Raw genomic sequence first — 21,840 nt, forward strand, 5'->3', positions numbered from 1 at the left:
TCACGAGGCCGCGGCGAGTGGCTTGGGCGGTTCTGACCTGTCGTCGTCGCTGACCTTGCCGTCCGGCGCCACCGAAACGCATCCCCGGCCGGCGGCCTTGGCTGCATAGCAAGCGGCGTCGGCCCTTGCGATGATCTCGTCGACTTCGCCGCAATTGGCGCAGATCGCCGTCAACCCGATGCTGGCACCGATCCCGTGCGGCCGGCCATCCCAGGTGAAGTTCAGGCCCGCTATCGCATCGATGATGGAACGCGCCGCGATCCTCGCGCCGGTGGTGGAAGCCGATTTCAGGATCACGGCGAATTCGTCGCCACCCAGGCGCGCGACGATGTCTTCAGGACCAAGCACGCCGCGCACGGCGTCAGCGACCCGCTTCAGCAGGGCGTCTCCGGCAGCGTGACCTCCCGTGTCGTTGACCAGCTTGAAATGGTCGAGGTCGATGAACATGAACTGATGGCGGCCCCCTGTCGTCGTGCCGTCCTTGCGCGCCTGATCGACCACCCCCTCCATGGCGCGGATGAAGCTCGAGCGGTTGGCAAGGCCCGTCAGTGCGTCGTGCGCGGCGGCATGGGCAAGCTGTCGCTGCAGGGCACGCGCATCGGTGAAGTCCTGGAAGACGATCACCAGACCGCAGAATTCGTTGCGTTCGTTGAGGATCGGCGACACGACCTGGCGGATGCTGCAGCGCGTGTCGTCGCGGCGGATGAGGACCGCGCGGCTGTTCTGGTCGGAGCGCGCCTCTTCGCCTGTCACCGGCCGCGTCATCCCGATCCTGTGGCCCGTCTCCTCGTCGACTGCCCAGTAGACATGGCTCAGCGTCTTGCCCAGCCCGTCGTCACTGGAAACGCCGGTCAACTTTTCGGCCACCGGGTTCATGAAAGTGACGCGGTTCGCGGCATCGGTGCAGATGACGGCATCACCGATCGATTGCAGCGTCACCCTCAGCCGCTCCTTCTCGTCGGCCAGCATCGCCGCCGAGACGATGAGCCGTTCTTCGGCCTGCTTTCGCCGGGTGATGTCCATCAAGCTGCCGATCGCTCTGACCAGGTGTCCGTCCGCATCGCGCTCGATGGCCTTGCCGCGGTCGAGGATCCAGATCCAGCGGCCGTCCTTGTGGCGCATGCGGAACTCGGCTTCGAAAAATTCCGTCTCGCCGGCGAGATGGGCGCGATCGGCCTCCGCGACCGTGGCGCGATCGTCTGGATGGATCATCGTCAGCCAGCGATCGGGGTCGCCATCGAGCTCGCCATCCCCGTAGCCCAGCATCTTGACCCAGGTGGAGGAATAGGTGGTGCCCCCCTTGCGCATGTCGAAATCCCAGACGCCTTGACCGGCGCCGGCCAGCGCGAAGTTCCAGCGCGTTTCGGCCTCTGTGATGCGCGCCTCGGCCTGTTTGCGCGCGTCGATGTCCTCGATCTGCGAGACGAGATAGAGTGGCCGGCCGCTTTTCTCGTCGCGAATAACCGAGCCGGCAAGATGAGCCCAGACGGGTGTGCCGTCCTTCTTGAGATAACGCTTCTCGAAGTGGAAGGCATCGACGGTGCCCGCCTTCAGGCCGGCCATCGTTTCGCTGCCGATCTGCACATCGTCGGGATGCGTGAGCTGGAAGAAGGTCAGTGCCTCGATCTCGTCGCGGCTGTAGCCAAGCATGGCGGCAAAGGCCGGATTGGTCTGGAGAATACGCCCGTCGAGACCGACGATAGCGATGCCGATCGCCGAGTCCTCCATGGCCCGGCGGAACCGCTGCTCGCTATCCGTGATCTGCCGTCGATCCTCCGAGATTCGACCGATGAACAGATAGGCCGCGAAAAGCGCGCAGACCGTCACCGCGACCGATATTTGGAGGCAAAGTCTGAGGGCTTGCGCGCCAAGGTCCAGCCTTGACAGTACAAGCGAGGCGGCCACTACGGCCAGACCGGCCACAAGCAGCGTGAGAGCTGCATGCTTGTGCCGTCCCGGCCTGATGATACCTCGCAATGTCACGATTCGTGCCACCCCCGTGGGCAATCGCTTTTTCCCGTTAAAACCCTGAAGGATCGATTTTAAGGAAAGGTTGCGCCAAGGGCATAGGCGACATGGAAAACCGGCAAACAATTGCCGGCATGATTAAGGATCGGTATTCACGGGGTGTAGGCGTGGGTATCCTGCTACCAGCGCACGAAAAACCGCCCGCCGAGCGCACCAAGCAAAGCGAGAGCCGCGATGGCGATCGTGTACCAGGTGGCAACGAAAAGCGGCGAATCGTCGAAGCAGTGCGCCGCATAGAAAGTCGCCGCCAGCGCGCCGGCAAGCAGCCCCGCGACCGCGCCGGCAAGCACCGGCCGTGTCGGCGCGCCATAGCGCAGCATCCACAGGAAGATGGCCAGCGGGCCGATGCCGATCAGCGGGATGAAGCCCATGCAGATCATCATGTTCGAGCCGATCATGCGCGTGCTCCACAGGGCCTGCGGCACCATGAAGAGCTCCAGCACCACGGCCACCGCGACCAGCAGAGGCGCCGCGATCATCGCCGCCATTGCCCGGCCTGTCGCCGCGCCCGGCGTCGACAGGGCACGGATCAAGGCAAAGGCGCTGATGGCGAGCACGATGGTGAAAACGAATTTGGACAGGAAACGCACCGTGTGCGCGGCCACCATGAAATCGGGGCGCGGCCCGATCGTCATCATGAAGACAGCGGCCGCGACCAAGGCGGCCGCGCCAGCCGCCAGCCACCAGGCCGAGCGCAATGGCATCGCCTTGCTGCGGGCATCGGCGTCGAGCGCCTTGATGAGATCGTCGGTCTTCATGTCATTTCCGCCCGAACCGCCCCTGCCCGAATCGCCTGGCTATGGCGGTAAGTCCCCGGTGCAGCGACACCCGCACCGCCGTCTCGCTGATGCCGAACTTAGCCGCCGTCTCGCCGATCGAGCGGCCCTCCACGGATACGGCTGAAACCACCGAACGCTGTGCCGGCGGCAGCCCGTCGAGCGCCCGGTTGATGTCCCGCTCGCTGACGGTTTCCGTTTCGGGCTCGGCGAACGTCTCGGCGATGTCGTCGACATCGATCTCGATGCGCCGTCCGCGCCGCCGGAACGCGTCGATCAGCTTGAAACGGGCAATCGCATAGACCCAGGGCAGCACCGGCGCGTCCTGGCGCCAGGTGTGCCGTTTCACATGAATGGCCAGCAAGGTTTCCTGCACGACATCCTCGGGATCGACCCCGCCCTGCACGATCTTGCGCCTGACGAAACCGCGCACCAGCGCGGCAATCCGGTGCAGAAAGTCGGCATAGGCCTTTTCATCCCCCGCGATCGCGGCCCGCATCAGCCGGGAAAGCTCGGCCTCGTCCTTGCCGCTCACAAGAGTTCACTCCCCGATCTTCGCGCCTCGGCACTGATTTGTTACGTGGCCGGCGAAATAATGTCCAAGCCAAACTACGGGCAAATCACGAAAGTTTGCGGGATGGCCCGCTGAATTCCCTGACTGGGTTCTCTGGTTCCCCAGCTCATGCGTGAGGAGCGGCGCGGGACCAACCTTTGATTGACGTTAGGTAAACCCTTCTGTAGCGTCGAAGGAATCGGAGGGCGGCCGAAATGGATTTCATTGAACGCATTTTTGGATTTTCTCCCGACAATGGCTCGGGAACTTTCGAGAGCAGCCTTGTCATTGCGGCCATGGTCCTTGTCGCCGCCGTCTACTTCTACAGAAGACAGGGATCACTGAAGAAATAGCCTCTGGACAACCGGCGGAGACAGGTCCGCCAGGAAAACATTACCGTTGCGTCCTCTCAGCGTGGGAAACACGACATGGCAGGATCTCTGGTCAACCACATCAGAACCGCGGCCTTGCTGTTGTTCGCCGCCGAATTCTGGAAGCGTCTGGCCGCCGGGCTGAAGGTGCTGTTTGCCACGATATGCAGGCTGCTGTGCCGGCTGGCCAAGGGCCAGCGGCTGCCCAGCCCGGCGCAGAACGACTGCTGCATCCAGCTACCGCCCGACATCTACAAGCGCGCCGATCCTCTTCTATATGCCCAGTACTATCTGATGGCGCAGGGGCTCGCGGTCACCTGGGACAATCCCGACATCGACATTTTCGACGGCACCTTGCCGGTCAGCGGCGCGCTTCAGCCAGCACATGCATATCGCGTTCGCGTGCGCGTCTGGAACGGGTCCTATGACGCCCCAGCGGTGGGCGTCGGGGTGGCACTGTCCTACCTGTCATTCGGCGCCCAGACCATTTCCCGTCCGATCGCCAACGTCGCCATAAATCTCGGAGCTAAGGGCACGATCGATTGCCCTGCCTATGCCGAGTTCAGTTGGACCACGCCCGCCACCGGCGGCCACTACTGCCTTCAAGCACAGCTTTCCTGGGGCGATGACGCCAACCCCAGCAACAACCTTGGCCAGAAGAACGTCAACATTGCCGAGATGCGCTCACCGGCGAAGTTCGTCTTCAGCGTGCGCAATGAGGCCTCGGTCGTCCGGCGTTTCCAGATCGAGGCGGACTGCTACGCTCTGCCGAAGCTGCGGCCATGTATCCCGCCACGCGGCCAGGGTCGAGACGAGCGCACGGACACCCCACAGCCGCGGCTCGCCGAAAGCAAGGCGCGCTGGGCCGAGGCCCTCGAGGAACAGGCGTATGGCCGGTTTCCCGTGCCGGACGACTGGTCGGTCAGGATCGTCCCAAGAACGCTTTTGCTGCAGCCGCGCCAGCTGACCGAGATCGCTGTCGAAATCGAACCGAAGGACTCCGCCTTTCGCGGCTCAAAGACGTTCAACGTCCACGTCTTCACGATCGGCGAGAGTGGATCGCGCACCATGACCGGCGGCGTGACGCTCACCGCCACGAAAGGCTGAGGCGCTCCGATGGCTTACAAGCACTATACGAGCTGCTTTCTCTATCCGGTCGGTGGCAAGCCCTACAACGAGGACGATCGGCTGGCTTTCCTCGCCGGCCAGGCGCTGCAGATCATCGTGATCACCGGGCTGGCGGCCGCCTTCGGCCTGCTGCTGGGGCCGGTCGGTGCGGCACTTGCCGCGGCAATCGCATTTCTGGCGTCCGCCACCGCGACGATCGACAAGGCCGCCGGGGAATGGCTCAACCACCGCCTGGTCTGCCTCGACAAGGACAATCCGAAATGCGCCGTCGGCATCGTCTCCTACAATCCGTTCCGCAGCGATCTCGGCGCCTTCGACAACGACCAGTATTTCGACGTCATACTGATGCCGCATCCGACGACGGAAATTCTCAACGCCGAGACCAACGAGGCGGCCTTGGCGGCGGCCAATCGCTACAATGCCGACGGCACCGTCGCGGCGGAATTCGCCGCCAGCGTCGCGGCCCATCCGGCCAACGATATTCTCAATGACGGCTTTCAGGGTCATGAGCTGCTGTTGCCGCGCGACGACCTGAAGACGGATCTGGGCTACGCACCGCCCGACGATCATGCCCGCTGGGGCCTGCACTGCGAGGCCGAGGGCGACTTCTGGATCAAGATGCGCCAATGGGCGCCGGCCATCGTCATCCTGCTGACGGCGGCCCTGGTCGTCACGGTGGCCGCGGCGGCCGCCGGCGCCAGTGCCGGAGCGGCTGTCGGCTGCGCCATAGGATCGTTCTTCCTGGGTGCGCTGGGCTGCGCCATCGGCTCGTTCCTGGGAGGATTGCTCGGAGCGGCCATTGGCGGCGCCATCGGCGGAGCGGCATCCTATTTCGGCGGGGTCAAGCCGGTCCTGCAGGGATTGTTCAACTGGAACCCCGGCAATGTCGAGGACGCCAATGTCGGCGACAAGGCGCTCGGCCCCATCAGGATGGGCGATCATGTCGCCGTCCTCGGCGAACATGTCTATGACGGCTACCACAAGGGCTGGCACGAGTTTCATCCGCTGATGGCGGTGGTCAAATTCGATGCGGCCGCCAGTGTCGACGCGAAACACTATCTGCAGTGGGATCCGGACTTTGCCGACACGGGCACGGTTCCGCCCAAACCGCCGGGCGAGACCACCGACCTGACCGCGCAGGATATCCGTGACGGGCTTGGCAGCGCGGCGTTCCGGACGCGCTGCGACAATCTGCGCAGGACCTGGTGCGCCATGCTGAACGAAGCGTTCGATCCCGAGACCAAACGAACACAGCAGGGGCTGGACCAGCGGTGGACCATTCATCCGATGGTCGATGGCTGCATCCCGCAGGAGCAGCCACCAGCCCCGCATATCGGGTGATGCCATCGGCGTCCGACACGCGAAACCGTGATGATGCCCGTCGTCTTTCAATCTTGACTAGTGCATTCATGAATTGGTACTCGGACGCACCCCAGTGCGGGACAACCCGAGGAGTACCCTTATGAAATCCCCCCTTCTTGCCCTTGCCAGCGTAGCCGCGCTTGCAATCAGCCTCGCCGCTGGTCCGGCGACGGCCGAAGATGCCGGCATCGTCGTCTATAACGCCCAGCATGAAAGCCTGGCGAAGGAATGGGCGGAAGGGTTCACCAAGGAAACGGGGATAAAGGTCACCTTGCGCAACGGCGGTGACAGCGACTTCTCCAACCAGATCGTCGCCGAAGGTGCTGCCTCGCCCGCCGACGTGTTCCTGACGGAAAATTCGCCGGCCATGGTGCTGGTCGAGAATGCCGGCCTGTTCGCGCCGGTCGACGCCGATACGCTGGCTCAAGTCCCGCAAGACTATCAGGCCACCAGCGGCAAATGGGTGGGCGTGGCCGCGCGCAGCACCGTGTTTGCTTATAACACCACCAAGCTCAAGGCAGACCAGCTGCCCAAGTCGATGCTCGATCTCGCCGACCCGAGCTGGAAGGGCCGCTGGGCGGCTTCGCCTTCCGGCGCCGATTTCCAGGCCATCGTGAGCGCTTTGCTGCAGCTCAAGGGCGAGCCCGCCACGGCCGACTGGCTGAAGGCGATGAAGGAGAACTTCACCGCCTACAAGGGCAACAGCACCGTGATGAAGGCGGTCAATGCCGGTGAGATCGAAGGCGGCGTGATCTACCACTACTACTACTTTGGCGATCAGGCCAAAACCGGCGAAAACTCCAAGAACGTCGCGCTGCACTACTTCAAGAACCAGGATCCGGGCGCTTTCGTATCGGTTTCCGGCGGCGGCGTGCTGGCCTCAAGCAAGCATCCCAAGGAAGCCCAGGCCTTCCTGAAATGGGTGACCGGCAAGGGCGGCCAGGACGTTCTGAAGAACGGAACCTCCTTCGAATACGCGGTCGGCAAGGGCGCGCAGTCCAATCCGAAGCTGGTGCCACTGGCCGACCTGCAGGCGCCGAAGGTCGATGCCACGACGCTGAACTCCAAGAAGGTCACCGACCTGATGACGGCAGCCGGCTTGCTTTAGTTGCCGTTCTTCCTAATAAGGACGTCAGATCGTGCTCCCGCGGGAATTCACCTTTCGCGGGAGCGTTTTGTTTCGAGATGCATTCGTCCATGACGACACGCTTCGTTCCTGACCGCGACCGTGGTCCCATGATTGCCTCTGCCGCGTCGCAACGGTATGGCGCCTGAACTGATGCAGTCCGCGGTCGATCTCGCGCGTCCCGGCCTGCCGTCCAAAATGCGTCGACGGGCGCAGCGGCGGGCGGCGCCTTGGCTTGTCGCCGCCGCCATATTTGTCTCCTTGCTGGCGCTGCTGCCGCTCGCTTTCATCATCTGGGTCGCGGTGCAGACCGGCTGGGAGACGGTCTCGGCACTGGTCTTTCGGCCGCGTGTCGGCGAACTGCTGGTCAACACCGGCCTGCTCGTCCTGCTGGCGGTGCCGATCGCCATCACCTTGTCGGTTACGCTTGCCTGGCTGACGGAACGCAGCGACCTGCCCGGTGCCCGGCTCTGGTCCTGGCTCTGCGTGGCGCCGCTCGCCATCCCCGCTTTCGTGCACTCCTATGCCTGGATCACCCTGGTGCCCGGGCTGCACGGCCTGTGGGCTGGCGTGCTGGTGTCCGTCATCGCCTATTTCCCTTTCCTCTATCTGCCGGTGTCGGCGGCCCTGCGCCGTCTCGATCCCGCTCTCGAGGACGCGGCCGCGGCACTTGGCCATGGACCCTGGCGCGTGTTCTGGCGCGTCGTGCTGCCGCAGCTCAGGCTCGCAATATGCGGCGGCTCGCTGTTGGTCGGCCTGCATCTGCTGGCCGAATATGGCCTCTATGTCTTCATTCGCTTCGACACCTTCACGACCGCGATCGTCGATCAGTTCCAGTCGACCTTCAACGGCCCGGCCGCCAACATGCTGGCCGGCGTGCTGGTGACCTGCTGCTTCGTGCTGCTCGGCCTCGAAGTGCTGGTCCGCGGCGAGGAGCGTTATGCCCGTGTCGGCTCCGGTGCCGCGCGATACCAGCAACGAATGAGCCTCGGCCGCGCCACCCTGCCCAGCTTGCTGCTGCTCGCCGTCACCACACTGCTGGCGCTTGGCGTTCCGTTCGTGACCATCGGGCGCTGGCTCGCCGCCGGCGGCGCCGATGTCTGGCGCTTCGACGAGATCGGCCTGGCACTCGGCCAGACGCTGTTCCTGTCCCTCGCTGGCGCCCTGCTTGCCACTGTCGCGGCCATGCCGATGGCCTGGATCTCTATCCGCGCGCCGGGTCCGTTGCAGCGCTTGCTCGAGGGATGCAATTACATCGTCGGCTCGCTGCCCGGGGTCGTGATCGCGCTGGCGCTGGTCACCATCACGGTGCGCATCGCACTGCCGCTCTACCAGACCCTGTTCACTATCCTGGTCGCCTACGCACTGATGTTCCTGCCGCGCGCGCTGGTCAGCCTGCGTGCATCGATCGCGCAAGCGCCGGTCGAGCTCGAACGCGCCGCGTCCAGCCTCGGCCGGCGGCCGCTCAATGCGCTGTGGTCGACGACGATCCGCCTGTCGGCGCCCGGTGCGGCGGCCGGCATGGCCCTGGTGGCGCTCGGCATCATGAACGAACTGACCGCGACCCAGATGCTGGCGCCGAACGGCACCCGCACACTGGCCATGGCGTTCTGGTCCTACAGCAGCGAGATCGATTACGCCTCGGCGGCTCCTTACGCCTTCATCATGGTGGCGATGTCGCTGCCCCTGACCTGGCTGCTCTACGTCCAGTCGAAGCGGATGGCAGGACGATGAGCTTTCTCGAACTCGGTAATCTGCACAAGCACTACGGCCCGGTCGCCGCACTGGCCGGCGTCAACCTGAACGTCGCCAGCGGCAGCCGCACGGCGATCGTGGGACCTTCCGGCTGCGGCAAGACGACCTTGCTGCGGCTGATCGCCGGCTTCGAGGCGCCTGACCAAGGCCGCATCGTACTCGACGGCCAGGAGCTGGCCAATGGCGGCGCCGCTGTCCCGGCACACCGCCGCGGCATCGGCGTGGTGGCGCAGGACGGCGCCCTGTTCCCGCATCTGACCATCTCGGACAATATCGGCTTTGGCATGGCACGGGACGACGACAGGCGCGCCGAGCGCATCGTCGAACTTGCCTACATCGTGGGACTCGACAAGGCGATCCTCAAACGCCGCCCGCACGAGCTCTCCGGCGGCCAGCAGCAGCGCGTGGCGCTGGCCCGCGCCATGGCGATGAAGCCGCGGCTGATGCTGCTCGACGAGCCGTTCTCGGCACTCGACACCGGCCTGCGCGCCTCGATGCGCAAGGCGGTGGCCGAACTTCTGGAGGCGGCCGGCATCACCACCATCCTGGTGACGCACGATCAGGCGGAGGCACTCTCCTTCGCCAGCCAGGTGGCGGTAATGCGCGATGGGAAATTTTCCCAGGTCGGCACGCCGCGCGAGCTCTATCTCAAGCCAAAGGACAGGATGATCGCCGAGTTCCTCGGCGACGCCATCATCCTGCCGGCGAGCATTTCGGGCGGCTTCGCCAGTTCGCCGCTGGGCCGCATCGCCGTCGACGCGCCGGACAGCCGCGATGTCGCCCGTATCATGCTGCGGCCGGAACAGATCGGCCTGAAACGCACCTCGCGCGAGGGCATGTCGGGCACATCGGACATGCCGTTCGGCGAGGTGACGGAATCGGAATTCGCCGGCTCGACATGCACGATCGCGGTGCGGCTCCTGAACAATTCCGATCCGCCCGACGCCGCGGCCATCGGCGGCACGCCGCTGATCCTGCGCAAATCCGGCATGGACGCGCCGGCGGTCGGCGAGATCGTGCGGCTGACCGTATCGGGCAAGGCGCACGTCTTCGCCTGAGCCCGACGATTTTAAGCCCTTGAACCAAAGCGAAATGGCAAGCTCACGCCGTGATGCGTTCGCCGGTTTCGGCTGAATAGATCGGCCATTGCTCGATAAAATCGCAACCGTGCACCACCACGCACGCGTTGGCGCTGTCGATGAGGATGACGGCGTAGGACGGCGGCGCTTGTTCGACGATCTCGCTCGATCGCTCGAGGGCGAGCTCGAAGCGGGCATGCAGGCCGCGCTGCGCCGAGAACGGGATGCCGGCAACGGTGCCGGCAATGTCTCGATGGACATGGCCGAAGAAGATATGGCGGACGTTGCCATGGCCCCGCAACAAGTCGAGCAACCGCTCGGGCTGCTGAAGCGCCAGCGGATCGAGTTGAGGCAGGCCGAGCGCGACCGGCGGATGATGCAGGAACACGTAAGCGGGCCGGCCGCCCGACTGTTCCAGCCGGGCTTCGAGCCAGGCAAGCCGCCTCTCGCACAGTTCGCCCTCGATGCGCCCTTCCGCCAGGCAGTCGAGAAACAACAGCACTTCGTTGCCGGTATCGTGGACCGATTGCACGAAGCCGTTTTCGTCGACCGGAACGTCGGGAAACGCGGCGATGAGATTGGTCCGCCGGTCGTGGTTGCCCGGCAGCAGCCTGTACGGCACCGACAGCGTGGTCAGGGCAGCGCGCAGATCGGCATAGCTCCGCGGCGCACCGGTCTCCGTCAGGTCGCCGGTGAAGACGCAAAGCGCCGCGTCGGCGTGATGCGCATTGATGTGCGCGATGCACTGATCCAGCCGCTGGTGCAGGTCGGCCCCAAAGCGGCGCTCACCTTGCTGACCAAGATGCACGTCGGTGACCTGGATGATTTTCATGTACGTCTCTTTGGCGGCGCGCGTGCTGGAAATCAAAGCGCTGGCTCTGGCACCGAAGCCTTGAAGACATCGAGACGGGTGCCTGTCTCCGACGAGAAGAAGTGCATGTCGTCAGGCGAGATCTTCAGGCCGACGGTGCTGCCGGGCTCGGGGTGAACGGGCTCCGAGGTCATCACCGAAAACGGCGCGCCGTCGAGGTCGACATAGATCACCCGCCCCGCGCCCAATTCCTCGACCAGGTCGACAGTGGCATCGAGCGCGCCGGCCGTGCCTGGTGCCACCAGCCGGACCGCTTCCGGCCGGATGCCCATCGCCACTTTCGTGCCGACCGGCAGGCCGGCGCGAGCCATCGCCAGGCGCCGGCTGCCGCCGAGCAGCGACAATCCGTCGAGTTCGGCGGTGCCTTCGAGGATGTTCATGGCAGGCGCGCCGACGAAGGTGGCGACGAAGCGGCTGGCCGGGCGGGTGTAGATTTCACCTGGCGTGCCGACCTGTTCGACCCGTCCCCCATTCATCACCACCAGCCGGTCGGCCAATGTCATGGCCTCTACCTGGTCGTGGGTGACGAAGACGGAGGTGGCATTCAGCCGGCGATGCAGCTTGCGGATCTCCGAACGCATCTGCACGCGCAGCTTGGCGTCGAGATTGGACAGAGGCTCGTCGAACAGGAACACCTTCGGCTCGCGGATCATGGCGCGGCCCATGGCGACGCGTTGCCTCTGGCCACCCGAAAGCGCCATCGGCTTGCGGTCGAGCAGTTGCTCGAGTTCCAGTGTGCGGGCCACCGCCTGGATGCGCTGGTTGCGCTCGGCCGAGGGAACACCGGCGACTTTCAGCGAATAGCCGATGTTCTGGGCCACGCTCATATGCGGATAAAGCGCGTAATTCTGGAACACCATGGCGCAGCCGCGCTCGCGCGGCTCGAGTTTGTTGACCACCGTGCCGTCGATGACGATCGTGCCGTCGGAAATTTCTTCCAGCCCCGCGATCATCCTGAGCAGCGTGGACTTGCCGCAGCCGGACGGCCCGAGAATGACGACGAATTCGCCCGAGGCAAAGTCGAGATCCACGCCGTGCACGACCTGCGTCTTGGCATAGTTCTTCTTGACGCCGCGTATTGCGATGGAGGCCATTTTTTGTCTCCTTGTTACTTCTCGGTGGCGATCAGGCCGCGCACGAACCAGCGCTGCATCAGCACCACGACGATCATCGGCGGCAGCATAATGATGAGAGTACCGGCCATGGCGATATGCCACTCCGGAGTGCCGCCGACATTGGGGATGAGCTGCTTGAGCTCGGTCACCGCCATCGCATGCGACTGGTCGGTGGTGATGAGCAGCGGCCATAGATACTGGTTCCATGCCCATAGGAACATGATGGTTCCGAGCGCCGCCATGTTGTTGCGCGACAGCGGCAACAGGATATCGATGAAGAAGCGCAGTGGCCCGGCGCCATCCATGCGTGCGGCTTCCGTCAATTCGTCCGGCACGGTCAGGAAGAATTGGCGATAAAGGAACGTCCCGGTCGCCGTGGCGACCAGCGGCAGGATTAGGCCGGGATAGGAGTTGAGCAGCCCAACGCTGAGCTGGACCTGCACGCCCGAAACCGTTTCGATCAGCCAGCTCAGGCCGGTCACGTCCAGGATAGCCTGATACGGCTCGAGCACGTTGGCGACCACTGCGTAGGTCGGCACGATGCGCACTTCAAGCGGCAGCATCAGAGTGATGAAGATCAGCCAGAAGATCAGCGTGCGGCCGGGAAATCGGAAATAGACGATCGCGAAGGCCGTCAACGCCGAGACGATCACTTTGCCTGCGGCAACGCCGGTCGCAACGATGAAGCTGTTCAGCAGCTTGGGACCAAGGTTGGCCGTCACCCAGGCGGTCTTGATGTTGATCCAGAAATCGCTGCCCGGCAGCAGCGACATCGGCACGTCGTTGACATCCCTGAGATTATGCGAGGCTGCGATTGCCACGATAGCGAACGGCGCCACACAGAAAACGAAGCCGACGAACAAGATCAGGTGCGTGAAAAAATTGAGGAACGGGGTGCGCTCGACCATATCAGTCTCACCTGTAATGGACGCGCCGCTCGATGAAGCGGAACTGGAAAATGGTCAGCACGATGATGAGCAGCATCAGGATGATGCTCTGCGCGGCGGCACCGGAGTAATCGAGGCCTTTGAAGCCGTCGGAGTAGATCTTGTAGACCATCAGATTGGTGGCATTCGCCGGCCCACCGGACGTCATGATGTCGACGATGCCGAAGGAATCCTGGAAGCTTTCCGTGATGTTGATGACAAGCAGGAAGAAGATGGTCGGGGTGATCAGCGGAAACTGGATGTCCCAGAAGCGCCTCATGACACCAGAGCCGTCCATCGCGGCGGCTTCGATCAGGGAACGCGGGATCGCCTGGAACGCGGCGAGGAAGAAGATGAAGTTGTAGCCGACATACTTCCAGGAAAAGGCGATGATGATCGAAGCCATGGCGTCGGCGCCGTCCAGGCCGGGATCCCAGAAGCCGGGCCAGACCTGGTTGACGACGGCCATGAAGCCGGCTTCCGGCGCCAGGATGAAGCGGAATGCCAGCGCCAGGGCGGGCGCGGCGATGCCATAGGGCCAGATCAGCACCACGCGATACAGCCATGAGCCGGCTAGCTGGCGGTCGGTGAGCGCGGCGAGCACGAGCGCGACGAACATCGCAAGCCCGGTGCTGATGCCGGCAAAGACAAGGCTGGCGGTGATCGAGTTCCAGTAATCGGCGTTGGCCAGGATCGAGCGGAAATTGTCGAGACCGACCCAGATGTTGCCGCCGCCCCAGGGCTGCTGCAGCGTCAGCGACCAGTATACGGCCTGGCCGGCAGGCCAGTAGAAGAAGGTGAAGATCAGCAGGAGCTGCGGCACCGCGAAAAGAATGCCGATTGTCCAACTGCCGAAAGTGACGCGTTTTTCCATCGGTCCGCCGTTGCCGCAGGGTGGTCAGCTTAAAGCAAGCGAGAGATTAATAACGAAATGCCCGCCCGTCGACCCAGGCATGATCCCGAAAACTGGAAACCGGTCTTCGGGATCATGCTCAAATGGGTCGGCGGGCGGTCTGGGAAATCCCTGGATCAGGGCAGGGTCTTGCCTGGATATGTCTGCTGGAAGCGGTCGAGGATGGCGTCGCCGTTCTTGACCAGCGTGTCGAGACCTTCCTGCACGGTGAGCTTGTTGGCGAAGATCGCCTGCATCTGGGTGCCGAACTCGGCGCGGATCTGGGTGAAATTGCCCAGGCGGATGCCGCGGGTGATTTCGGTCGGCTCGGAGGCGGTCAGGCTGGCGATCGCGACTTCGCGGCCCTTGTAAGGCGCCTTGTCGTAAAAGCCCTGGCCCTTCATGTAGTCGAAGCCCGACTTGGTCACCGGGATGTAACCGGTGTTGGTCGACCAGAACAGGGCGGTCTTCGGATCATGGATGAAGTTGAGGAACGCGGCCGCGCCCTTGTATTCAGCATCCGACTTGCCCGAGAGAACCCACAGCGATGCGCCGCCGACGAGCGAGTTCTTGCGCTCCGTGCCGGCATAGACGGGCAGTTCGGCGACGTCCCAGTTCATGCCTTCCTTCTGCGTACGGCCAACCGTGCCGTGATCGCCGACCGAGGTCAGGATGACCTGGCAGGTGCCGGTGGCAAAGGCCTGGACCATATCCTGGCCGAGATCCTTCGACTTGATCTTGATCAGGCCGGCATCATACCACTTCTTGAGGTCGGTGACGTACTGCACGAACTTGGTCTTGTTGACTTCGAGGCGGGCGTCGAGGCCGTCATAGCCATTGTTCTTGGTAGCGATCGGCTGGTTGTGAATGGCGGAGAACTGCTCCATCAGCTGCCAGCTTTCATTGGCCGAGATGTTGATCGCCATCGGGCATTCATAGCCGGCGTCCTTCATTGCCTTGAGGTCGGCGCCGACGTCTTCCCAGGTCTTCGGCGCTTCGGTCTTGCCGATCTTGGCGAAGGCGTCCTTGTTCCAGTACATCAACGCCGTAGACGAGTTGAACGGGAAGGACAGCATCTCGCCTTTCGAGGTGGCGTAATAGCGGGCGATGCCGGGGAAATAATCGGCGTAGTCGATCTTGTAGCCGTTTTCTTCCATGAGCTTGTCGGCCGGCTTGTAGGCACCCGACAGCATCATGGTGGCGGTGCCGACGTCATAGACCTGAACGACGGTGGGCTGCTTGCCGGCTCGGAAGGCGGCAATGGTGTTCTGCAAGGTGGCGTCGTAATTGCCCTGGCTGGTGCAGACGACTTCATAGTCCTTCTGCGAGGCGTTGAAATTCTTGCACAGCGTGTCCACGACCCGGGCGAGATCGCCCGAAAGACCAAACCAGAAATCGAATTTTGTCGGTTCCGCGAAGGCAGGCATCGCCAGCGCGGAGCTGAGCACGCCAGCGGCAAGGGCAGCAAAGCCCCGCTTGATGATCGTCATGATTTCTTCCCTCTTGAATGACTGTTGGCAAGGGTCTTGCGCAAGTCCTTGCCCGCTCTCTTAGAGAAGGTATGTGACAGTTCTGTTGTGGCCTCCCGGGCCTGTGCACAGCTGGTCTTTTCTCCCCTCCGGCGGCTACAGCGGCATGAAAACGTCACACCGGCGCCTTAGGTAGCTAGGGCGACTTCCAAGGACGTAAAGGCCGTCATTGTTATCCGGCTAAAAGGGATGATGAAATGCCGGTGAAGCAGCTGGCGCACGTGCCCATCACCGACAGGCAGGCGATGCGCGAAGGCCCGCGCGATAGCGCCACCCATTTGCGGCATGCAGCCGCCATTCCGGCTCTTGGCCAGATCGAAATCGGCGGCAAGGCGTCGCGCGCGAACGTCGGCGAAGCCTTGAAGGTGGTGGCCTGGAACGTCGAGCGGCTCCGTCATGTCGATGCCATTGCACGAACGCTTGCCGGGCAGGCCCCCGAAATCGTGCTGTTGTCCGAGGTGGACAAGGGCATGGCACGCTCCGGCAACGGCCATCCGCTCAGCGTGCTTGCCGACCGGCTCGGCCATGCCTTCGCCTATGGTGTCGAGTTCGTCGAACTCGCTGGCGGCAACGAGGCCGAGCGCATGGCAACCGGTGAAGCCGCCAACGCGAAGGCTTTCACGGCAATGCCGTGACCAGTGGCATGCCGCTGCTGCGACCCTTCCTGGTGCGCCTGGACGCCGCCGGCGGCTGGTTTCGGCCGGAGCGCGGCCAACCGCGCATCGGCGGACGCATGGCGATCGGCGGCCAGGTGCGCATCGGCGACCGCAGGATGACGGTCGTCTCGGTGCACCTTGAAAACCGAACCGATCCGGCTGGCAGGGCAGCTCAGACACGCAAACTCCTCGACGCGATCGACAACTATGATGCGCAAGCGCCGGTACTGCTCGGCGGCGATTTCAACACGCTGACGGCAAGCCACGAGGAGCGCCATGACGACCCACGGGCGTGGATGGTTCGGATCATGGCCGAACCGGACCGGCTGATCCATGCCGAGCGTCACGAGCCGCTGTTCGCGGCCCTTGCCGAGCGCGGCTATGATTGGCAGGCCGCCAACAATTTGGACCTGCCCACCCAGCGTCGGCCCGCCGGCACCCCGGTTGGCCGAATCGACTGGTTCTTCACGCGCGGCCTCGCGGCCAGCGCGCCGGCGGTTCTTCCGGCGGTGTTGCCGGATGGCAGCCCAAGCTCGGATCATGACGCCCTGACAGTGACCGTCCGCCTGAAATAACCGTCGTCTTCAATCGATGCGGCTGACCTGGCCTGTGCTCTTGCGGTCAGCTTGCGCCGCAAAAGCACGCTATGGTTGCAGGCGGCTTTATCGATCCTTCAACAGCCAAGCATTAATCAGTCATATTTCTTTCTTTATTTCCTGCGGGCCAGGGGGAATAAGATGCTGACGGTCTATAACTGCATCGTGAACCAGCACGATCTGAGGCTGGTTGCACTGGCAGCGCTGATTTGTGGAATTTCCTGTTTTTCAGCCGTCAATCTTCTTCATCACATAGGTCGCTCGACGGATCGAAATCGGCTTGCCTGGCTGACGATCGCCTCCACCTCGACCGGTTTCGGCATCTGGGCAACGCACTTCATCGCCATGCTTGCCTTCACGCCGGGAATCCCCAACGCCTATGATCCCGGACTTTCAGTACTCTCGCTCGCTGGCGCGGTGGCGGTTACGGCGGCCGGCATGTGGGTCGCCACCTTGCGCGACGAGCTTGATTACCATCTAGTCGGCGGCGCCGTTCTGGGCGGCGGTATTGCCGCCATGCACTACATCGGCATGGCGGCATTCGAGGTCGAGGGCCGGATCGAATGGAACCTGCTCCTCGTCGCCGTCTCCTTGCTGGCCGGCGTGACGCTCGCGGCGCTGGCTTTGCGCGTCGTCCTGCGCGGCTCGTCGCTGCCTGCGACGCTTGCCGGTGCGGTCTTGCTGACGCTGGCAATCTGCGGCCTGCACTTCATCGCCATGGCTGCCGTCTCGATCTTCCCGGATTCCTCGATCGCCATATCCCAACACACCGTCGCACCGACCTCGCAGGCCTTCGCCGCCGCTGCGGCCACTCTGGTGATCCTGGTGCTTTCGGCCACCGCGCTGTGGATCGACCTTCGCTTCCGCCGCCAAAAGCTTGAGGTCGACCGCATGCACGGCTTAGCCAACGCCGCGGTGGAAGGCCTGATCGTCTGCGATGGCAATCGCATCGTCAGTGTCAACGACAGCATGGCCAGGCTGACCGGCATGGTCGCCACGACACTGAACGGAAGGGAACTTGGCGACCTCTTCGATGAGCGCACCGCATCCGACCTGATCAACTTCCAGGGACAGCCGTGGGAGGCGGAACTGAGCAATCGCGACGGGATGAGAATTCCCGTCGAACTGATCGCCAGAAGCATCGACTATTGCGGCAAGCCTCACAATGTCGTCGCCGTCCGCGACATTCGCGAACGCAAGAAGGCGGAACAGGAAATCCTTCGCCTCGCTCATTTCGATCCGCTGACGGGGCTCGCCAACCGCCGTAGCTTTTCCAGCCGGCTTGATACCGAAATCGCCGCCACGAGCCGAGACGCAAAAGCCGGCAAGGGCGCGAGGGGCGGACATCTTGCGCTTCTGCTGCTCGACCTCGACCGGTTCAAGGAGGTGAACGATGTTTATGGGCATGGCGCAGGCGACGCGATGCTTCAGAAGGTGGCGAACTGCGTCTCCGGCGTTCTTCGCCACGGACAGATGCTGGCGCGCCTGGGCGGCGACGAATTCGCCATCATCGCCCCCAACCTGCCCGACCCGCAGGCGGCGAGCCGGATAGCCGACGCGGTGCTCGCCGCGATGCGCGAGGAGAACCGGCTCTCGGCGGGTGGCGGGCTGGTATCGGGGAGCATCGGCATCGCGCTCTATCCGCTGGACGCGGAAGACCAGGCCAGCCTCATCAGCCATGCGGATACCGCGCTCTATCGCGCCAAGACCGAAGGCAGGGACACCTATCGCTATTTCGAGGCGTCGATGGGCGCCGAGGCTCGCGACAAGCGCGTCATGGAGCACGAACTGCGCCAGGCAGTAGCGCGCGACGAATTCTATCTCGTCTACCAGCCGCAGAAAGAGATCAGCAGCGGCAAAATGGTCGGCTTCGAAGCCTTGATCCGTTGGCGGCATCCCGAACGCGGCGATGTTCCCCCGTCCATATTCATTCCGCTGGCGGAGGACAGCGGCGCCATAGGCCAGATCGGAGATTGGGTGCTGACCGCAGCGTGCCAGGAGGCCGCCAGTTGGGAAAATCCACTGACGGTGGCCGTCAACGTCTCCGCGGTGCAGTTGCACAATCCGAACTTCAGCCGAAAGGTGCACGAGACCTTGCTCAAGTCCGGTCTCGCGGCAGCCAGGCTGGAACTCGAAATCACCGAGACGGCGCTGGTGAAGGACATGCCGCGCGCGCTGGCGAGTTTGCGACAGGTCAAGGCGCTTGGCGTGCGCGTGGCCATGGATGATTTCGGAACCGGCTATTCCTCCCTCTCCAACCTTCGCGCCTTCCCTTTCGACAAGATCAAGATCGACGGTTCCTTCATCAAGTCCGTCGACACCAACGGCCAGGTTGCGGCGATCGTGCGCGCCGTGCTCGGGCTGGGGCGCGGCCTGGGTCTGCCGGTGCTGGCGGAGGGCGTCGAGACGCTCGGCGAGTTGAAGTTCCTCGACGCCGAGGCCTGCGAGATCGGCCAGGGCTATTATCTCGGCAAGCCGGCGCCGATCGAGGCGTTCGGAGACCTGACCGGCCACGGCAAGCGTGTTCGGGCGCGAGGCGCCGACCGCCAGGATGGCAGCCTCGTATTGCTCAAGCCGAGCGTACGCTCGGCCTAGAGCTCTTTGTTTTTACGCAATTCCGGACGGAAAACCGTTACACACTTCCCCGGAGGTGCTCTGGCTCACGACCCGAGCGCCGTCTCGACCAGCCGCTTTGCATCGGGGCCCGCCCATTCGGCTGGACCGTTCATGTGGGCGATCAGGCAGCCTTCGCCGTCGATCAGCATGGTGACGGGCAGGCCGAGCGCCAGACCGCGCGTCTTGAGGTCGTTGAACAGTGTCATCGTCGAATCGCGGTAGTAGCCGAGCGTGTGCACACCGGTATCGGCGAGAAACTTCTTCGGTTTCACGTCGTCGCCGGCATCGACGTTGACGGCGACGACCTGAAAGGCGTCGCTGCCTTTCTCCTTTTGCAGCGCATCGAGCGCCGGCATTTCGGCACGGCAGGGCGCGCACCATGTGGCCCAGAGATTGAGCAGCACGGTCTTGCCGGCATGATCGGCGATCGTCATCGGCTTGCCGTCCGGACCATGGAAGGCGAGGCTCCTCATCGACTGCGGCGGATCGGCCGGCAAAAGTGCCGCGACCTCGCCGGTGGCCGCGGCCGCGACCTTCTTGGCGCGATCGCTCTTGGCGGCGCAGGCGACATCGTCCTTGCTGTCGCCCGCGGCTGCTTGGGGCGCGGCGTTGTTGCCAGACCGGCTCTCGCTGACATATACCGCGACCGCGCCGGCCAGCGCTCCCGCCACCAGGGCGGCGAGGATCAGGCGCCGGGCCGGGAAAAATCTGTTTCCGTCTGCCATATTCTCAAACTGCTCCGAAGCACGGGTTATAGCCATGAGCGACAAGAAGACCAGCAACCAGATGTGGGGCGGACGATTTGCCTCGGGTCCGGCCGCGATCATGGAAGCGATCAACGCGTCGATCTCGTTCGACCGCAAACTCTACGCGCAGGACATCAGAGGCTCGATCGCTCATAGCGAGATGCTGGCGCAAACGGGCATTATTTCGGCGGCCGATCAAGAAAAAATCGCTCACGGTCTGAACACGATCCTGAAAGAGATCGAGGGCGGCGGCTTCGAGTTTTCGACGCGGCTGGAAGACATCCACATGAACATAGAGGCCCGCCTTGCCGATCTCATCGGTCCGGCGGCCGGCCGGCTGCACACCGCCCGTTCGCGCAACGACCAGGTGGCCGTCGATCTGAGGCTCTGGGTCAAGGACGAATGCTTTCGTGTCGCCGAGGCGTTGAAAGGCTTGATCATGGCCCTCCTGGCGCGAGCCGAGGAACATGCGGCGACCGTCATGCCGGGTTTCACCCACATGCAGGCGGCGCAGCCGGTCACTTTCGGCCATCATTGCATGGCCTATGTCGAGATGTTTTCGCGCGACCTGTCGCGCGTGCGCGACGCCATCGAACGGATGGACGAGAGCCCGCTCGGTGCCGCCGCCCTTGCCGGCACCAGCTTCCCGATCGACCGTCACCAGACCGCGAGCGCGCTCGGCTTTCGCGAGCCGATGCGCAATTCGCTGGACAGCGTCTCAGACCGCGATTTCGCGCTGGAATTCCTTGCCATGGCGGCGATCTGCGCCACTCACCTGTCGCGGCTGGCCGAGGAGATCATCATCTGGTCGACGCCACAATTCGGCTTCATCAGGCTGTCGGATAGTTTTTCCACCGGCTCCTCGATCATGCCGCAGAAGAAGAACCCCGACGCGGCCGAACTGGTTCGCGGCAAGACAGGCCGCGTCAACGGCCATCTGGTCGGCCTGCTGACGGTGATGAAGGGCATGCCTTTGACCTACGGCAAGGACATGCAGGAAGACAAGGAATCGGTGTTCGACGCGGCCGAGACGCTCGACCTGATGCTGGCCGCGATGACCGGCATGGTTGCGGACATGACGGTCAATGCCGCCGCGATGAAGAAGGCCGCCGGCTCCGGCCACGCCACCGCCACCGACCTCGCCGACTGGCTGGTGCGTACCTTGGGCCTGCCGTTCCGCGAGGCGCATCATGTCACCGGCCGCGCGGTGGCGCTGGCCGAACACAGGAAGGTCAGCCTGGAAAAGCTTTCGCTGGAGGATCTGCAGTCGATCAACCCAGGCATCACTTCCGACATATTCTCGGTGCTGGCGGTGCAGAACTCGGTCAAGAGCCGCACCAGCTTCGGCGGCACCGCACCGTCGGAAGTGAGAAAGCAGATCCGCTATTGGAAAAAGCGTCTCGCCAAGGCGTAATGCCGGATATCGCGATCAGCAATATCCGGGGTGCAATGCACCGAGAACTCGGCTAAAAGCAGCGGCGGACAGAGAGTTTCGGACGGATGGATCGATGACCGGAAGCAGGATTTTGGTGACGCTGACGCTGCTTGCGGCGCTTGCCTCCGTGACCGCCTGCGGCCGCAAGGCGGGCCTGGACACGCCCTATGAGGCGGCTGTCCAGGCACGCAAGGATGCCGAGAAGGCCCACCAGCCCGTGCCGCCGGAACCGGAAAAACCGGTCGTGGACAAGAAGTTCATTCTCGACCCGCTGATCTAG

The 21,840-nt window shown here is 63.6% G+C and carries 20 protein-coding genes; 11 read left to right on the top strand and 9 right to left on the bottom strand.

Annotation, left to right across the window (positions count from 1 at the left end; genetic code table 11):
• The 3 genes from FJ527_RS20415 to FJ527_RS20425 form a co-directional block, all read right to left on the bottom strand.
• On the bottom strand, positions 1–1,983 hold the full coding sequence (locus tag FJ527_RS20415) for a PAS domain S-box protein (protein ID WP_181166414.1): 1,983 nt from the start codon (positions 1,981–1,983) through the stop codon (positions 1–3).
• A gap of 164 nt (positions 1,984–2,147) precedes the next feature.
• The gene (locus tag FJ527_RS20420) at positions 2,148–2,786 is read right to left on the bottom strand and encodes an NrsF family protein (RefSeq protein WP_140823960.1); all 639 of its coding nucleotides are present in this window, start codon (positions 2,784–2,786) and stop codon (positions 2,148–2,150) included.
• A gap of 1 nt (position 2,787) precedes the next feature.
• Positions 2,788–3,339 carry a sigma-70 family RNA polymerase sigma factor gene (locus FJ527_RS20425; RefSeq protein ID WP_140823961.1) on the bottom strand — a complete coding sequence of 184 codons (552 nt, stop codon included), beginning with the start codon at positions 3,337–3,339 and terminating at the stop codon, positions 2,788–2,790.
• Positions 3,340–3,572: 233 nt separating this feature from the next.
• Here FJ527_RS20425 and FJ527_RS29360 point away from each other — a divergent pair, with 233 nt between their 5' ends.
• The 6 genes from FJ527_RS29360 to FJ527_RS20450 all read left to right on the top strand — a co-directional run bounded on the left by FJ527_RS29360 (position 3,573) and on the right by FJ527_RS20450 (position 10,157).
• Positions 3,573–3,710 (top strand): hypothetical protein, encoded by a 138-nt coding sequence (locus FJ527_RS29360; protein ID WP_181166415.1) that lies wholly within the window; start codon positions 3,573–3,575, stop codon positions 3,708–3,710.
• 75 nt (positions 3,711–3,785) lie between these two features.
• Entirely contained in the window at positions 3,786–4,835 is a 1,050-nt protein-coding gene (locus FJ527_RS20430; protein WP_140823962.1) for a hypothetical protein, read from the top strand.
• A gap of 9 nt (positions 4,836–4,844) precedes the next feature.
• The gene (locus FJ527_RS20435; RefSeq protein ID WP_140823963.1) at positions 4,845–6,197 is read left to right on the top strand and encodes a hypothetical protein; all 1,353 of its coding nucleotides are present in this window, start codon (positions 4,845–4,847) and stop codon (positions 6,195–6,197) included.
• 121 nt (positions 6,198–6,318) lie between these two features.
• On the top strand, positions 6,319–7,326 hold the full coding sequence (locus FJ527_RS20440) for an iron ABC transporter substrate-binding protein (RefSeq protein ID WP_140662818.1): 1,008 nt from the start codon (positions 6,319–6,321) through the stop codon (positions 7,324–7,326).
• A gap of 216 nt (positions 7,327–7,542) precedes the next feature.
• A complete protein-coding gene (locus tag FJ527_RS20445; protein WP_246677747.1) occupies positions 7,543–9,078 on the top strand; it encodes an iron ABC transporter permease in 1,536 nt (511 codons plus the stop codon).
• Positions 9,075–10,157, top strand: coding sequence for an ABC transporter ATP-binding protein (locus FJ527_RS20450; RefSeq protein ID WP_140662822.1), 1,083 nt, complete (start codon positions 9,075–9,077; stop codon positions 10,155–10,157). The genes FJ527_RS20445 and FJ527_RS20450 overlap by 4 nt, the downstream gene beginning before the upstream one ends.
• Before the next feature lie 43 nt (positions 10,158–10,200).
• Here the strand turns inward: FJ527_RS20450 and FJ527_RS20455 are convergent, their stop codons facing one another.
• The 5 genes from FJ527_RS20455 to FJ527_RS20475 all read right to left on the bottom strand — a co-directional run bounded on the left by FJ527_RS20455 (position 10,201) and on the right by FJ527_RS20475 (position 15,472).
• Positions 10,201–11,010 (bottom strand): phosphodiesterase, encoded by an 810-nt coding sequence (locus FJ527_RS20455; protein ID WP_140823964.1) that lies wholly within the window; start codon positions 11,008–11,010, stop codon positions 10,201–10,203.
• A 32-nt stretch (positions 11,011–11,042) separates the two neighbouring features.
• Entirely contained in the window at positions 11,043–12,143 is a 1,101-nt protein-coding gene (locus FJ527_RS20460) for a sn-glycerol-3-phosphate import ATP-binding protein UgpC (protein WP_140823965.1), read from the bottom strand.
• A 14-nt stretch (positions 12,144–12,157) separates the two neighbouring features.
• A complete protein-coding gene (locus tag FJ527_RS20465) occupies positions 12,158–13,072 on the bottom strand; it encodes an ABC transporter permease subunit (protein WP_140823966.1) in 915 nt (304 codons plus the stop codon).
• A gap of 7 nt (positions 13,073–13,079) precedes the next feature.
• Entirely contained in the window at positions 13,080–13,964 is an 885-nt protein-coding gene (locus FJ527_RS20470) for a sugar ABC transporter permease (protein ID WP_015315549.1), read from the bottom strand.
• Between the two features lie 155 nt (positions 13,965–14,119).
• Positions 14,120–15,472: an extracellular solute-binding protein gene (locus FJ527_RS20475; protein WP_140823967.1), complete on the bottom strand. Its 1,353-nt coding sequence runs from the start codon at positions 15,470–15,472 to the stop codon at positions 14,120–14,122.
• A 236-nt stretch (positions 15,473–15,708) separates the two neighbouring features.
• On the opposite strand from FJ527_RS20475, the gene FJ527_RS29645 reads away from it, so the two are divergent.
• From FJ527_RS29645 to FJ527_RS20485, 3 genes are all read left to right on the top strand, one after another.
• On the top strand, positions 15,709–16,146 hold the full coding sequence (locus tag FJ527_RS29645; protein WP_246677745.1) for a hypothetical protein: 438 nt from the start codon (positions 15,709–15,711) through the stop codon (positions 16,144–16,146).
• Positions 16,147–16,154: 8 nt separating this feature from the next.
• Entirely contained in the window at positions 16,155–16,742 is a 588-nt protein-coding gene (locus FJ527_RS29650; protein ID WP_246677746.1) for an endonuclease/exonuclease/phosphatase family protein, read from the top strand.
• A gap of 162 nt (positions 16,743–16,904) precedes the next feature.
• Complete coding sequence (locus FJ527_RS20485; protein WP_140823968.1) at positions 16,905–19,358, top strand: EAL domain-containing protein; 2,454 nt, start codon at positions 16,905–16,907, stop codon at positions 19,356–19,358.
• 65 nt (positions 19,359–19,423) lie between these two features.
• On the opposite strand, the gene FJ527_RS20490 is transcribed toward FJ527_RS20485, so the two are convergent.
• On the bottom strand, positions 19,424–20,104 hold the full coding sequence (locus FJ527_RS20490) for a TlpA disulfide reductase family protein (protein ID WP_140616834.1): 681 nt from the start codon (positions 20,102–20,104) through the stop codon (positions 19,424–19,426).
• A gap of 34 nt (positions 20,105–20,138) precedes the next feature.
• On the opposite strand from FJ527_RS20490, the gene argH reads away from it, so the two are divergent.
• Positions 20,139–21,539, top strand: a complete 1,401-nt coding sequence (argH, locus tag FJ527_RS20495; RefSeq protein WP_140823969.1) for an argininosuccinate lyase — start codon at positions 20,139–20,141, stop codon at positions 21,537–21,539.
• Between the two features lie 94 nt (positions 21,540–21,633).
• Positions 21,634–21,840: a lipoprotein gene (locus FJ527_RS20500; RefSeq protein ID WP_015315543.1), complete on the top strand. Its 207-nt coding sequence runs from the start codon at positions 21,634–21,636 to the stop codon at positions 21,838–21,840.

Source organism: Mesorhizobium sp. B2-4-18 (genome assembly GCF_006441385.1).
In the GTDB taxonomy this organism is placed as follows: domain Bacteria; phylum Pseudomonadota; class Alphaproteobacteria; order Rhizobiales; family Rhizobiaceae; genus Mesorhizobium; species Mesorhizobium australicum.